This window comes from Geminicoccus roseus DSM 18922 (genome assembly GCF_000427665.1).
In the GTDB taxonomy this organism is placed as follows: Bacteria; Pseudomonadota; Alphaproteobacteria; order Geminicoccales; family Geminicoccaceae; genus Geminicoccus; species Geminicoccus roseus.
In genome coordinates, this window is the sequence record NZ_KE386572.1 from 3,405,231 (window position 1) to 3,419,659 (window position 14,429).

Genomic DNA, 14,429 nt, shown 5'->3' on the forward strand with positions numbered 1-14,429 from the left:
TGCCCATCATCTATTTATCTTCAGTTAACAACCAGACCCTACAAGCTGGAAGTGCCCCATCCGAGGTGAGATCATTTCGATGCTTATCTCCTCCAGCCTCTTCGCGCCTCAGCCTGCTCTCGTGAAGTCCACCGAGCCGACCCTTTCGGATGGAACGGAGAGCACTCGATTCGCCTCGGCCGGCTGGCGCAGCAACCATCTCCTGGTCGGGGCAGGGGGCCGCGAGACGGCACCGGTGGGCGGTGGACGAGCCGCCGGCAGCGGGAGCACCGGCATCTACATCCCGTTCATCCTTGTGATCCAGACCCAGGTCACGGTGCCGGCGCCCACCACGCCGCCGCCACCGCCCCCACCGGTATCGCCGCCGCCCCCGCCACCGCCGGTTTCACCGCCGCCGCCCGTATCGCCGCCCCCACCGCCCCCGCCGGCGCCGGATCCGGGCCCGCCCAAGCTTGTCGCGACCAATATCGACACCGCGTCCGGCACCGAGTTCATCGGCAACGGCGTGACCAACAAGAAGCAGCAGAACGTCAGCGTCACCGCGCTCGCCGACGGCAGCTTCCTGGCCGCCTGGGAGTCGGAGGATCAGGACGGCGACGGCTTCGGGGTCTATGCCCGCCGCTATGGTGCCGACGGCACCGCCCTTGACGGCGAGTTCCGGATCAACACCAGGACCACCAAGAACCAGCAGAACGTCAGCATCACTGCCCTGGCGAACGGTGGCTTCGTGGCCGCCTGGGAGTCGGAGAACCAGGACGCCAACCTGCTGGGCATCCCGATCACAGGATACGGTGTCTATGCCCAGCGCTTTGGCGCCGATGGGACCAAGGTCGGCGCCGAGTTCCGGGTCAACACGACCACGGCCAAGAACCAGCAGAATGTCAGCCTGACCGCGCTGGCGGACGGCGGCTTCGTGGCGGCCTGGCAGTCGGACGACCAGGACGGCGACGGCTACGGGATCTACGCCCAGCGCTACGGTGCCGACGGAGCAGCCGTCGGCGGCGAGTTCCGCGTCAACACGACGACGACCAAGAACCAGATGAATGTCAGCCTCACTGCCCTGGCGGATGGCGGCTTCGTCGCCGCCTGGCAGTCGGAGAACCAGGACGGCGACAATTACGGGATCTACGCCCAGCGCTACGGTGCCAACGGGTCGGCCGTCGGCGGCGAGTTCCGGGTCAACACGACTACGGCCAAGCACCAGCAGAATGTCAGCCTCACCGCCCTGGCGGATGGCGGCTTCGTCGCGGCCTGGCAGTCGGAGAGCCAGGACGGCGACGGCTACGGGATCTATGCCCAGCGCTACGGTGCCAACGGGTCGGCCGCCGGCGTCGAGTTCCGGATCAACACGACCACTTCCAAGAACCAGCAGAACGTCACCCTGACCGCCCTGGCGGATGGAGGCTTTGTGGCCGGATGGCAGTCGGAGAGCCAGGACGGCGACGGCTACGGGATCTATGCCCGCCAGTACCGGAGCGACGGGACTGCCGCGGGCGACGAGTTCCGGGTCAACGCCACCACCGTCAAGGACCAAGCCGCGCCATCGTTCGCGGCGTCCAAGGATGGCGGGCTGATGGCGCTCTGGCAGTCGCAGGCCCAGGACGGGAACGACTGGGGCGTGGTCGGCCGCCGCTTTGCGACGACGCATGTCTATGAGACGCCGCCTCCGCCACCGCCACCACCGCCGCCCCCACCGCTTCCGCCCCCGCCTCCACCTCCACCTCCGGTCTCGCCTCCTCCGCCTCCGGTCTCGCCGCCCCCTCCGCCTCCACCACCGGCCGGAGGCGAGGACGATCCGCCGACCACGGTGCAGATCCTGTCGGCAGCCCAGACCGTCTATCTGTTCCTCCCGAACGGTAATGTCGGCGGCAACCAGCTGGGCGGCGGGAATTTTCGGGGAACCGGCGGCTTGATCGGCCTGGCCATCAAGACCGATGCCGGGGAGGGAGCACCGGGTGAAGAGCCGGCCGAACCCGTGCCGGAGGAAGCGATCGACGAAAACGCCAAGGCTGCCGAGGCCGCCTCGTTCTATCGCGACATGACCCAGCGGCTGGCCTTCAACGACCTGCGCCGGCAGGCGCTGGCCGAGGCCGGCTTCCTGAGCGGCAGCAGCGCCAACCTTCGGAGCCTGCTGATCAACATGCTCTTCTGATCCACCGGGGTGGAGGTATCTCGGCCGAGATCGGCCGTGCTGGCCTTTACGCTCTCCTTATGTCGTCCCGCCGGCTTCCGCGTGGCCCCTTTACGCGCGCCGGACCTAGAAGGGCTCCTCCATCAAGGAGCCCGGACATGCTCGACATTCTCTACCTGGTCGCCGGTGGCGGCTTCTTTGCGCTGATGGTCGCCTATGCCCGCCTGGCAGCACGGGCCTGATCGCCATGCTGGACATGATCCTGGGCAGCGCCGCCGCGCTGGGCCTGGCGCTCTATCTCGTGGCGACGCTGCTGTCGCCCGAGAAGTTCTGACGCCGCGACCTCCAAGGTAGATCGCCATGACCATCGATGGCTGGCTGCAGATCCTGCTGCTGTTCGCCGCCGTGCTGCTGTGCGCCGCGCCGATCGGCGCCTTCATGGCACGGGTCTATGCCGGCGAACGCAGTTTCCTTTCGCCCGTCCTGCACCCGGTGGAGCGGCTGCTCTACCGCGCAGCCAGGGTCGATCCCGCCGCCGAGCAGGGCTGGCTCGGCTACACGCTCGGCATGCTCGCCTTCAATGCGGCGGGCTTCCTGCTCCTCTACGGGATGCTGCGCCTGCAGGGCGTCCTGCCGCTGAACCCGCAGGACTTCGTGGGCCTTTCCCCGGACCTCGCCTTCAACACCGCGGTCAGCTTCGTGACCAACACCAACTGGCAGGCCTATGGCGGCGAGACCACCATGAGCCAGTTCAGCCAGATGGCCGGGCTCACCGTGCAGAACTTCCTGTCCGCCGCCACCGGCCTCGCCCTCGCGGTGGCGCTGGTGCGCGGCTTCGCCCGCTCCGGTGCCGGCACGGTCGGCAACATCTTCGTCGATCTGACCCGCTCGGTTCTCTATGTGCTCCTGCCGCTGGCGGCGGTGACCGCGGTGCTGCTGGTGGCGCTGGGCGTCCCGCAGACCCTGGAGGGCTCGGCCGCCGCGACGACCCTGGAGGGCGGCCAGCAGACCCTGGCCCTGGGGCCGGTGGCGTCGCAGATAGCGATCAAGCAGCTCGGCACCAATGGCGGCGGGTTCTTCAACGCCAACGCCGCCCACCCGTTCGAGAACCCCACCGCGCTCGCGAACTTCCTGCAGACCTGGCAGATGCTGGTGGTCTCGACCGCCCTCCTGTTCGCCTTCGGCCGGCTGGTCGGCGACCGCCGCCAGGCTCGCGCCCTGCTGGCGGTGACGGGCCTGCTCCTGCTCGCCGCCACCGCGATCATCTACGCCGCGGAAGCAAGCGGCACCCCGGTCCTGGCCTCGCTCGGCCTTGATCCCGCCGGCGGCAACATGGAGGGCAAGGAAGTCCGCTTCGGCCTGGCGCTCTCGGCGCTCTGGGCCGCCGTCACCACCGGCTTGAGCTGCGGTGCGGTCAACGCGATGCACGGCTCGTTCACCCCGATCGGCGGCATGATCCCGCTGCTGCTGATGCAGCTGGGCGAGATCCTGCCGGGCGGCGTCGGCTCCGGCCTGTACGGCCTGCTGCTGATGGCGATCATCGCGGTGTTTGTGGCGGGCCTGATGGTCGGGCGCACGCCGGAATATCTCGGCAAGAAGATCGAGGTGAGGGAGGTGAAGATGGCCGTGCTGGCCGTCCTGGTCCTGCCGGCCACCATCCTCGGCTTCTCCGCGGTGGCCGCGGTGCTGCCGGCGGCCCTGGCCGGCCTCGGCAATGGCGGGCCGCACGGCCTGTCCGAGATCCTCTACGCCTATTCCTCGGCGGCCGGGAACAACGGCTCGGCCTTCGCCTCGCTCTCCGCCAACACTTCCTGGTGGAACGCGACCCTCGGCCTGTCGATGCTGCTCGGCCGCTTCGCCTACATCGTGCCGATGATGGCGATCGCCGGCTCGCTGGCCGCCAAGACCCGCGCAACAGCCTCGGCCGGCACCTTCCCGACCCATGGTCCCCTGTTCGTCGGTCTTCTGGCCGGCGTGATCCTGATCCTGGGCGGCCTGCAGTTCTTCCCGGCCCTGGCGCTCGGCCCGATAGCGGAGCAGGTCCAGATGCTGGCCGGCAAGACCTTCTGACCGCCGCTTTCGGAGCAACCGACATGACTGCCAAGACGGCAAGGCCGGTCCTGCTGGAGCAGGCCGCGCTCGATGCGCTGCGCAAGCTCGATCCGCGCGAGCTGGTGAAGAACCCGGTCATCTTCGTGACCGAGATGATGGCGATCCTGGTGACCGTGCTGACCCTGCGCGACCTGCTGGAGGGCCAGGCCTCCGGCTTCGGCGTGCAGATCATGCTGTGGCTGTGGGTCACCGTCCTGTTCGCGACCTTCGCCGAGGCCCTCGCCGAAGGTCGCGGCCGTGCCCAGGCCGATTCCCTGCGCCGGGCGCGCACCGACACCGTGGCGAGGCGGCTGGCCGATCCGCACCAGCGCCAGCGGGTCGAAACGGTCCCGGCGGTGGACCTCGCGGTCGGCGACCACGTGCTGGTCGAGGCCGGCGACCTGATCCCGGGCGACGGCGAGGTCGTGGAAGGCATCGCGTCCGTCAACGAGGCGGCGATTACCGGCGAATCTGCCCCGGTGATCCGCGAATCCGGCGGCGACCGCTCGGCGGTCACCGGCGGAACCACGGTGCTTTCCGACTGGCTGGTGGTGCGGATCACCACCGCCCCGGGCTCGTCCTTCCTCGACCGGATGATCGCCCTGGTGGAGGGAGCCAGGCGGCAGAAGACCCCGAACGAGCTTGCGCTGACCGTGCTCCTGTCCGGGATGACCCTGATCTTCATGGTGGTGGTCGTCAGCCTGTTCGGCCTGGGCCGTTATGCCGGGGCCGAGCTGTCGGTGCCGGTGCTGGTGGCGCTGCTGGTGACGCTGATCCCGACCACGATCGGCGGCCTGCTCTCCGCGATCGGCATCGCCGGGATGGACCGGCTGATCCGGCACAACGTCCTGGCGATGTCCGGGCGCGCGGTGGAGGCGGCCGGCGACGTCGACACGCTGCTGCTCGACAAGACCGGCACGATCACGTTTGGCAACCGGATGGCCACCGAGGTGATCGCGGTGCCGGGCGTGGCCGAGCGCGAGGCCGCCCGGGCCGCCATGCTGGCGAGCCTTTCCGACGAGACCGCCGAGGGCCGCTCGATCCTGGCCCTGGTGCAGGACCGCTACGGCCTGACCCTGCCCAAGGAGCCGCCCGCCGGAGCGAGCTTCGTGGCCTTCTCGGCGACCACCCGGCTGTCCGGCGTCGATCTGGGTGGGCAGCGCCTGCGCAAGGGCGCCATCGACGCGGTCCGCCGCTTCGCCGCCGGCCAGGATGGGCGCCCCGTGGCGGAGCCGGCGGAGTTCACGGCGGCGGTCGAGCGGATCTCGCGCGCGGGGGGCACGCCGCTGGCCTTGTGCGACGGCAGCCGGCTGCTTGGCGTCATCCACCTCAAGGACGTGGTCAAGCCGGACATCAAGGAGCGCTTCGCCGAGCTGCGGCGCATGGGCATCCGCACGGTGATGGTGACCGGCGACAACCCGGTCACCGCCGCGGCGATCGCCTCGGAAGCCGGAGTCGACGACTTCATCGCCGAGGCGACCCCGCAGGACAAGCTGGCCTATATCCGCGCCGAGCAGCGGCAGGGCCGCCTGGTCGCGATGTGCGGCGACGGCACCAACGACGCGCCGGCACTCGCCCAGTCCGACGTCGGCGTCGCGATGCAGTCCGGCACCCAGGCGGCGCGCGAGGCCGCCAACATGGTGGACCTGGACAGCGACCCGACCAAGCTCATCGAGATCGTGGGCATCGGCAAGCAGCTCCTGATGACCAGGGGCGCGCTCACCACCTTCTCGATCGCCAACGACGTCGCCAAATATTTCGCGATCATCCCGGCCCTGTTCGTCGCCTCGATCCCGGAGCTTGGTGCCCTGAACGTGATGGGCCTCTCCAGCCCGCAGAGCGCCATCCTGTCGGCGGTGATCTTCAACGCGCTGATCATCGTGGCGCTGATCCCGCTGGCGCTGCGCGGGGTCCCCTATCGGCCGGCCCCGGCCGAGACGGTGCTGCTGCGCAATCTCGGCATCTACGGCCTGGGCGGCATCGTGGCGCCGTTCCTGGCGATCAAGCTGATCGATCTCGCGATCAGCGCCGTCGGCCTCGCCTGAAAGGAGATCGTGCGATGATGGATCATGTTCGTCCGGCGCTCGTGCTGCTGCTGGCCTTCACGGCGCTGACCGGGGTGGCCTACCCGCTCGTGATCACCGGGATCGCGCAGGGCCTGTTCCCCGCGGAGGCCAACGGCAGCCTGGTCGTGAAGGACGGCCGGGTCGTCGGCTCCGGCCTGATCGGCCAGGCCTTCACCGATCCCGGCTATTTCCACGGCCGCCCCTCCGCCGCCGGGACCGGCTACGACGCGGCCGCCTCCTCGGGCAGCAACTTGGCTCCCACCAGCGCCCGGCTGGCCGAACGCCTGCAGGCCGATGTCCAGGCGCTGCGTGGGGACGGCGTGGCTGCTACCATTCCGGCCGACCTGGTGACGAGTTCCGCCAGCGGCCTCGATCCGCACCTCTCGCCGGCTGCGGCCCTGCTCCAGGCCCCCCGCGTCGCGAGCGCCCGGGGTGTGGCGACAACGGCGGTCGAGGCGCTGGTGCGCGGGCAGGTGGAACAACGCGAGGTCGGGATCCTCGGCGAGGAGCGGGTCAACGTGCTGATGCTCAACCTGGCGCTCGATCAGACATACCCAAGGCGTCCCGCGGCCCCGGATGCCGGGCTCGGCACGTCCTGACGCCCGCCACCATGCAGCAGCGCGCCCATCCCGAGGCCCTGCTCAGCCAGGCGGCTGAGGAGGGGCGCGGCCGCCTGCGGGTGTTCATGGGCGCCGCTCCGGGCGTGGGGAAGACCTATGCCATGCTGCAGGCGGCGCGGGCAGCCAGGGCCGAGGGCGCCGACGTGGTGGTGGGCGTGGTCGAGACCCATGGGCGTCCGGAGACGCAGCAACTCTTGGACGGGATCGAGGTCCTGCCCCGCCGGCCGATCTTCCACCGCGGCCGGCTGGTGCCGGAGTTCGACCTGGAGGCGGCCCTGGCGCGCCGTCCGGGCCTCCTGCTGGTCGACGAGTACGCCCACTCCAACGTGCCGGGCAGCCGGCATCCCAAGCGCTGGCAGGACGTCGAGGAACTGCTCGACGCTGGCATCGACGTCTGGACCACCCTGAACGTCCAGCATGTCGAGAGCCTGAACGACGTGGTGCAGCGGATCACCTCGGTGCGGGTGCGCGAAACCGTGCCCGATGCCGCCTTCCAGCATGCCCACGAGATCGTGCTGGTCGACCTGCCGCCGGCCGAACTGCTCAAGCGGCTGGCCGACGGCAAGGTCTATGTCCAGGACACCGCGACCCGCGCGGTGCAGAGCTTCTTCAAGCCCAGCAACCTGCTGGCCCTGCGCGAGTTGGCACTGCGACGGGTGGCGGCCAGGGTCGACAGCGACCTGGTCGAGCGGATGCAGGGCGGCGCCATCGAGGGGCCCTGGGCGGCGGGCGAGCGAATCATGGTCTGCGTCGGGCCGGACGGCTCGGCGTTGCGGGTGGTGCGCGAGGCGAAGCGGCTGGCGGACCTCCTGGGCGGCCCCTGGTTCGCGGTGACGGTGGAGCGGCCGGGGCGCTCGCTCGACGCCAAGAGCCGCGCCAGGATCGCCGAGGCGCTGCGCCTGGCCGAGAGCCTGGGCGGCGAGATCCGGCAGATGGTGGCCGCCGATCTGGCCGGCGAACTGCTGCGCTTCGCCCGCTTCCAGAACATCACCCAGATCGTGATCGGCCAGGCGCGCCCCGGCCGGATCCGGTCCCTGTTCCAGCGCACCCTGGCCGACGCGCTGGTCCGCAGCGGCAGCGGCATCGCCGTCCACGTGCTGACCTCCACCAGCGCCCCGGGCGAATCTGCCCGCTGGATGCTGCCGCCGCCCGGCACCTGGCGCGGCTATCTGGTCGGGGCGCTGGGCGTGGCCGCGGTGGTGCTGGTCGGCCTGTGGGTCGAGCAGCTCGTGCCGCTGCCCAACATCTCCATGCTGTTCCTGATGGCGGTGCTGGTCCCGGCGATCCGCTTCGGGGTCTGGCCGGCGGTGTTCGCCTCGTTCCTCTCGTTCTTCGCCTACAACTTCTTCTTCATCAGCCCGGTGCGCACCTTCTCGGTGGCGCGGCCGCATGAGCTGCTGGCGCTGGGGATCTTCCTGCTCATTGCCGTGCTGACCTCGGCCCTGGCCGGCCGCGCCCGCGAGCAGGCCGACGCCGCGATCCTGCGGATGCGCGCCACCCGCCGCCTGTTCGAGTTCACCCGCAAGCTCTCGGCCCTGGCCGAGGAGCGGGCGGTGGCCGAGGCGGCGGCGGCGGAGATCAGCACCATGCTCGACCGGGCGGTGGTGATCCTGCGCGCCGGCCCGGACGGGCTGGCGCCGGTTGCAGCGGCCCCGGCCGAAGACCGGCTGGACACCGCTTCGCTCACCGCGGCGCGCTGGGCCTTCGACCATGACGAGCCCGCCGGCGCCGACACCGGCACCCTGCCGAACGCGCCCTGGCTGTTCCTGCCGCTGCGCCAGCATCAGCGGCGGCTGGGGGTGATCGGGATTGAGGTGGAGCCCCGCCACGGGCCGCTGGACAGCGAGCTGCGCGGGCTGCTCGACACGCTGGCCGGGCAGACCGCGATCGCCCTGGAGCGCGCGGGCCTGGCCCGGGAGACTACCGATGCCCGGATGGCCGCGGAAACCGAGCGGGTGCGCAACCTCCTGCTGGCCTCGATCTCCCACGACTTCCGCACGCCTTTGTCCTCGGTGCTGGGCGCTGCCAGCAGCCTGCTCGACTATGGCCAGGCGATGAGCGAGGCCGAGCGGCAGGACCTTTTGGCCCAGGTGCGCGAGGAGGCCGAGCATCTGGACGGCATGGTCCGCAACCTCCTGTCGATGACCCGGCTGGAGGCCGGAAGCCTCGACCTGCGCCGCGACTGGGTGGATCTGGAGGAAGTGCTCAATCGCGCGGTGGCGGTCGCCCGCCGGCGCGGCGCCACCCAGCGGTTCCGGCTGGAGATCGAGGCGGGCCTGCCGCTGGTGTTCGCCGACCAGAGCCTGCTCCACCAGGCGATCGGCAACGTGGTCGGCAATGCCGTCCGCCATGCCGGGCCGGACGCGAACGTGCTGGTCGCCGCCGGCCGGTCCGGTCCGGCCGTGCAGGTCACGGTGAGCGACGACGGTCCCGGCGTCGATCCGGCCCTCCTGCCGCAGGTATTCGACAAGTTCGTCCGCGCCGGCCGGGATGGCGGGGAGGAAGGCTTCGGGCTGGGCCTCGCCATCACCCGCGGCATCCTGGAGGCGCATGGCGGCAGCGTCGAGGCGCGACCCGCGCTAGAAGGCGGCCGCGGCCTGCGCATGGTGATGACGCTGCCGATCGGAGGACCGGATTGACCAGGCAGCGGGTGCTGGTGGTGGACGACGAGGCGGCGATCCACCGCTTCCTGGGACCTGCCCTGGCCGCCAACGGCTACGAGGTGCTGCGTGCCGACACGGGCGAGGCGGGATTGCAGGCGATCCGCACCAGGGCGCCGGACATCGTGGTCCTGGATCTCGGCCTGCCGGACATGGACGGCAAGGACCTGCTGCGGCGCCTGCGCAGCTGGTCGCAGCTGCCGGTGGTGGTGCTCTCCGCCCGGGACCGGGAGGTGGAGAAGATCGAGGCGCTGGACCTTGGCGCCGACGACTTCGTCAACAAGCCGTTCGGCGCTGGCGAGCTGATGGCCAGGCTGCGCGCCGCGCTGCGCCACCGGATGCAGGCGGAAGGCGACGTGCCGGTGCTGCGGGTCGACGACCTCGAGATCGACCTGCCGCGCCACCGCGTCGTCCGCGCCGGACAGGAGGTGAAGCTCACCCCCAAGGAGTTCGACCTGCTGGCTTTCCTCGCCCGCCATGCCGGCAAGGTGGTGACCCATCGCCAGCTGCTGGCGAAGGTCTGGGGCCCGGCCCACGAGTACGATACGCAATATCTCAGGGTCTATATCGGCCAGCTCCGCCACAAGCTGGAGCGGGACCCGGCGGCGCCGGCCCTGATCCTGACCGAGCCCGGCATCGGCTACCGCCTGGGCGTGTAGCCGCTGAAGGACCGGCGGCAGCGAGTGCTGGGGCCGCCGGATTCGCGCTGGTCCGAACCGACCCCTGCGCGCGCCGAAGCCGAGTTCACCCGCCTGCGGGCCGAAATGGGGAGGCCGAGGCCGAGCGCCAGTTCGTCAAGCATGACCGGCTGAATGTGGCCGTTGGGCGGCGGATCTACCAGGCCGCCAAGGGAGGTGCCGTGGTGAAGCCGGTGCAGGCCAAGACGCTCGCCCGCCGGTTTAAGGGGTGAGCAACCCGGCTCATGAAACAGACCGCCAAGACGGGAGCCGCATTCTGCTAATCGCGGGCTCGCGGCGAAATGCTTTGGCAGTGGCGCAAGCCGGTCGCCCGCCAACCGGCCGGCATCGTACGCCATATCTGCCATGCCCGGTCGATCTGGTGGTGCCAGCGCGGTGCCAGGAACGCCGGCGCATACTCGCTGAGCCGCTGGCAGACCCAGTGATCGCCCCAGCCTGCAACGGGCCGGCCCAGCCAGTGCATGGGGTGGTTGCTCACCATGTCCTCGTTCCACAGCCCGAGGTCGATCCAGACCACGCCGCCTTCGCCGTCATCATAGGCGGGGCCAGCCCATCGCTGGGCTGAGCCGTTCATGTAGAGCGGCCCCTTCTTGGACGCTTCAACGATTTCCTGCACCAAATCGCGCACCGCACCCTCCCGACCATGCGAGTGTTGTGCATCGGTGGGCCCGTTCATGAAAGGTCGCTGCACCATTGGAGCGGACGGGAGGCAGGGTAAGCCAAAGTCGGGTTCCCACCCATGCTCGTCCGTCCACTTGCAGATCCAGATTTCGGCTGAGACAGGGACAGGCTCGGCCACCGTGGACAGAAGCCGTCCAGGTAGCGCAGCCCCCGCCCTCATGACCCGCCAATGTCCCGTTCCAGTTACCGCACCGCTGGTCCTCTTCGTCTCTCCTGGGCAACGAGCATGTCACAGCAAGCAGCGCGGGTGGGATGCGGCGCGAAGAATCTTCCAGAGGGCGAGGGGACGGTCACAGCGCAAACCTCCTCGTTCAGGCAACGGCATCCCGCTTGCTGGTCGCCTCCCGGCTGGAGGACATTCTGTCCAATCCGCTAAGTCGGCGGGCACTAAGTTCGGCGCGGGAGACAGTGGGGGAGCGCGCCGACTGGCCACCGCCAGACGGGCGGCCTATTGGGCCAGGAAGATCAGAGGATTGGGCTGGTGCCGCCTGGGTGACTCGAACACCCGACCTACGCATTACGAATGCGCCGCTCTACCAACTGAGCTAAGGCGGCCCGCTTGAGCGGTTGGTAGACGGCGCCGGGATGGGCGTCAACATCCGTTGCGTGACAGCAGGGTCACGCAGGCGTGTGGACCCGGTCGGTCTCGCTCAGCACCAGCATGGCGCCCGGCGGCTCCGACAGGCCGGCCAGGGCCGAGACCTTGGGCGGGGTGGTCCAGCGCAGCGTGTCGAACTGGCCGCCCGGGCCGAACGGCTGCCACTGCGCCAGCACCGCCCCGGTTTCCTCGCAGACCCAGGCCGGGTCCGGCGGCGCGTCCACCGCGCGGGTGAGCCATTCCTGGACCCGCTCGCCCGACAGGCCGGCGGCGCGCTCGACCTCGGCCATCAGGCGGAACACCCGGGCAGTCGGCTCCAGCTGCAGGGCGCGCTCCAGGAGCTCGCGGGCCCGGTCCCAGTCATGGGCATTCATCGCCAGCTCGGCCAGCGACAGATGCGCTTCCACATGGTTCGGCTGCAGGTCGAGCAGGCGCTGGCAGCGCGACAGCTTCTCGGCCGGCGTCTCGGTCGGCACCAGCGCCGCATAGGCCTGCGCCACCAGCGGATGCGGGCTCGCGCCCCAGGCGCGCTCCAGGATCTTGCGGGCCTCGCTGGTCTTGCCCAGGCGGCGCGCCACCTCGGAGGTGACCAGCGCCGCCGGGGCGAAGCCCGGCTGCAGGTCGGTGGCCTTGCGTCCCTCGCGGATGCCCTCGCGCAGCCGGTCGCGCTCCACCGCGTCCACCGTCAGCATGTGCAGCAGCACGGCGCGCCGGCGGGTGATCAGGGCCGGCTCCAGCATCCGCAGGCGCTGCATGTCCTCCAGCATGGTGATGGCGTCGCGCCAGCGGCTGGTCCGGGTGAACAGGTCGAACGAGGTCTGGATCACCCAGGGGGCGGCGGCGTGCTTGCGCCGGGCGAGGCCCAGATAGTCCAGGGCCTCGTCATAGTTCTGCCGGCGCATCGCGCTGGTGAGCAGGCCGCGGATCGCCAGGAGCTCCGTGGTCGGATCGTCCAGCATCTCCTTGTACTGCGCCTCGGCGACGTCCTCGCGCCCCTCGAGCAGGGCGGTCTGCGCGGTCAGCACCCGCACCGCCGGATTGCTCGGGATCAGCTTCATGGCCTGGCGGGCATGGCCGCGCAGCCCGGCGGGATCGCCGGCCGCGGCCGCCACCAGGCCCATCGACAATTCCTGCCAGCCCTTGAGCTCGCGCGAGCGGCGCCGCCAGCCCCGGTAGCGGCGCGGCGCCTGGGTGATCCAGCGATAGATCTCGAACAGGATTGCCAGGACGACTGCGACCGCGGCGATGCCCAGCACGAGCATGCCGAGGCGCATCTCGATCACGGCATTGCCGATGTCGATCGACACGCTGCCGGGATGATCGGCAAGCCATGCCGCCCCGGAAGCGATCAGAAGGGCAGCGACCAGGAAAAGGAGCAGGCGGACCATGGGACGCGGTTCTTCTTAGGATCGTCGGACGGGAGGCGTGGAGCGCAGGACCGGCATGGCTCAGCTCGGCCGGACCAGAAGCTCTCCCAGGTGCTGGCGCAGCAGCTGTGCGGCAGCCTCGGCGTCGGCCCGGGCCTTTGCGCTGGCGATCCATGTGGCGACCGCTTCCTCGTCGGCATCCGGACGCGCCGAGACCGCGGCGATGGCGCCGGCCAGGTCGCCCTCCGCCAGCCTCTGCTCCGCATCGGCACTGGCCGCCTCGGGCTCCTCGGTGCTTGCGGTGCTGGCGGTGCTGCCGTTCTGCCGCTTCACGGTCACCAGGCCCAGGATGTTCGCCCGGGTCTGCTCGACCCAGTCGTCGGAGCTGGCGGTCACGCCGACCCGGTCCAGCTGGTCGAGTTCCGTCGCCAGCTCCTCCCGGGTGGGCACGCCCCTGGGCGCGACGTCGCGCAGCATCTCCGCGGCGCGCTGGATGGTCTCGTCCTGCTTGCCCGAAGTCTCCAGCACCGCCTGCGCGGTCGGGAACGGGCTGCCGTCCTCCAGGGCCCGGTTCAGCTCGGTCAGCGCCACCGCGGTCGCCACGCCCCGCGCGTCCTGCTCCAGCCGCTGGGTGACCCGCTGCTCGACCGAGGCGACCCGGTCCTGGACGGCGCCCAGCGCCTGGCTGGTCTCATCGCTGCTGGAGGCGATCCTGCTCTGGACCTCGCCCAGCTCGTTGGACTGCTTGGCCAGGGTCGACTGGAGCGCAGCCAGCATGGTCTCGGCCTGCGCCAGCGCGGCGAACTTGGAGCTGATCGCCGCGTCGTTGGCGGACGCCCGGTCGGCGAGCTGCTGGGCGCGCTCGTTGAAGCGCCGCTCCGCCTCGGCCTGGGCTGCGGTCAGGGTGTCGACCCGGTTGACGGTAGCCTCGTTGGTGCTGGTCACGTCGTCGACCCGGCTGGCCAGCTGCTGGCCGAACGAGCGCAGGTCCTCGACGTTCTTGCTCGCCGCCTCGATCTTCGCTTCGAGCGGACCCAGGTCCGGCTGCTCTGGGATCGGGCGCTGCTCGAGTTCCTGGATGCGCTGGCCGAGCTGCTCCTGGGTGCTCTTCACGTCGGACAGGCCGCCGGTCTGCTGCTCCGCCGTCTGCGCGGCCTGGTCGACCTTGCCGCTCAGGTCGGACAGGTTCGCCTGCACCTGGTTGAGCTGGTCGGACAGGTCGGAGGTGGTGCCCGTCAGGCTCGCCAGGCTTTCCGCCCGCTGCTCGACCGCGGCGATCCGCTGCTCCAGCTCCGGCGGCGGCGCCATCGCCGCCGTCGCGGCGTCGATCCGCCCCTGCACGTAGTCCGGCAGGAACAGGATGCCGCCCACCAGGACCAGGGCACCGCCGATCACCCCGCCGATCAGCGCCGCGGTGAGCCGCCGATAGCTCGGCGGGTTCGACCCCGAACCAGGCTTCGTCTCCTCGGCGGTGCTGTCGATCACGTCGGCCATGTCTCTTCCCGGAGCGTCGGTAT

The 14,429-nt window shown here is 70.4% G+C and carries 10 protein-coding genes and 1 tRNA gene; 7 read left to right on the forward strand and 4 right to left on the reverse strand.

Annotated elements, in window-relative coordinates; genetic code table 11:
* The first annotated feature begins 79 nt into the window (after window positions 1-79).
* The 7 genes from GEMRO_RS34720 to GEMRO_RS0117100 all read left to right on the forward strand — a co-directional run bounded on the left by GEMRO_RS34720 (window position 80) and on the right by GEMRO_RS0117100 (window position 10,227).
* The gene (locus GEMRO_RS34720; protein ID WP_027134979.1) at window positions 80-2,152 is read left to right on the forward strand and encodes a hypothetical protein; all 2,073 of its coding nucleotides are present in this window, start codon (window positions 80-82) and stop codon (window positions 2,150-2,152) included.
* Between the two features lie 235 nt (window positions 2,153-2,387).
* Window positions 2,388-2,465, forward strand: coding sequence for a potassium-transporting ATPase subunit F (locus GEMRO_RS36000; RefSeq protein ID WP_407645434.1), 78 nt, complete (start codon window positions 2,388-2,390; stop codon window positions 2,463-2,465).
* 26 nt (window positions 2,466-2,491) lie between these two features.
* A complete protein-coding gene (gene kdpA, locus GEMRO_RS0117080; protein ID WP_027134980.1) occupies window positions 2,492-4,201 on the forward strand; it encodes a potassium-transporting ATPase subunit KdpA in 1,710 nt (569 codons plus the stop codon).
* A 23-nt stretch (window positions 4,202-4,224) separates the two neighbouring features.
* Window positions 4,225-6,267: a potassium-transporting ATPase subunit KdpB gene (kdpB, locus tag GEMRO_RS0117085; RefSeq protein WP_027134981.1), complete on the forward strand. Its 2,043-nt coding sequence runs from the start codon at window positions 4,225-4,227 to the stop codon at window positions 6,265-6,267.
* Between the two features lie 14 nt (window positions 6,268-6,281).
* Window positions 6,282-6,887 carry a potassium-transporting ATPase subunit KdpC gene (gene kdpC, locus GEMRO_RS30205; RefSeq protein WP_035485500.1) on the forward strand — a complete coding sequence of 202 codons (606 nt, stop codon included), beginning with the start codon at window positions 6,282-6,284 and terminating at the stop codon, window positions 6,885-6,887.
* A gap of 11 nt (window positions 6,888-6,898) precedes the next feature.
* Entirely contained in the window at window positions 6,899-9,547 is a 2,649-nt protein-coding gene (locus tag GEMRO_RS0117095) for a sensor histidine kinase (RefSeq protein ID WP_035485503.1), read from the forward strand.
* On the forward strand, window positions 9,544-10,227 hold the full coding sequence (locus GEMRO_RS0117100) for a response regulator (protein ID WP_027134983.1): 684 nt from the start codon (window positions 9,544-9,546) through the stop codon (window positions 10,225-10,227). Before GEMRO_RS0117095 ends, GEMRO_RS0117100 begins: the two co-directional genes overlap by 4 nt.
* A 298-nt stretch (window positions 10,228-10,525) precedes the next feature.
* Here GEMRO_RS0117100 and GEMRO_RS0117105 read toward each other — a convergent pair whose 3' ends face one another.
* The 4 genes from GEMRO_RS0117105 to GEMRO_RS0117120 form a co-directional block, all read right to left on the reverse strand.
* Window positions 10,526-10,894 (reverse strand): hypothetical protein, encoded by a 369-nt coding sequence (locus GEMRO_RS0117105; protein ID WP_157505619.1) that lies wholly within the window; start codon window positions 10,892-10,894, stop codon window positions 10,526-10,528.
* A gap of 532 nt (window positions 10,895-11,426) precedes the next feature.
* Window positions 11,427-11,502: transfer RNA gene (locus tag GEMRO_RS0117110), tRNA-Thr, on the reverse strand.
* A gap of 63 nt (window positions 11,503-11,565) precedes the next feature.
* Window positions 11,566-12,933 carry a heme biosynthesis protein HemY gene (locus tag GEMRO_RS0117115; RefSeq protein ID WP_027134985.1) on the reverse strand — a complete coding sequence of 456 codons (1,368 nt, stop codon included), beginning with the start codon at window positions 12,931-12,933 and terminating at the stop codon, window positions 11,566-11,568.
* 60 nt (window positions 12,934-12,993) lie between these two features.
* Window positions 12,994-14,406, reverse strand: coding sequence for a COG4223 family protein (locus GEMRO_RS0117120; protein ID WP_027134986.1), 1,413 nt, complete (start codon window positions 14,404-14,406; stop codon window positions 12,994-12,996).
* Between the last annotated feature and the right edge of the window lie 23 nt (window positions 14,407-14,429).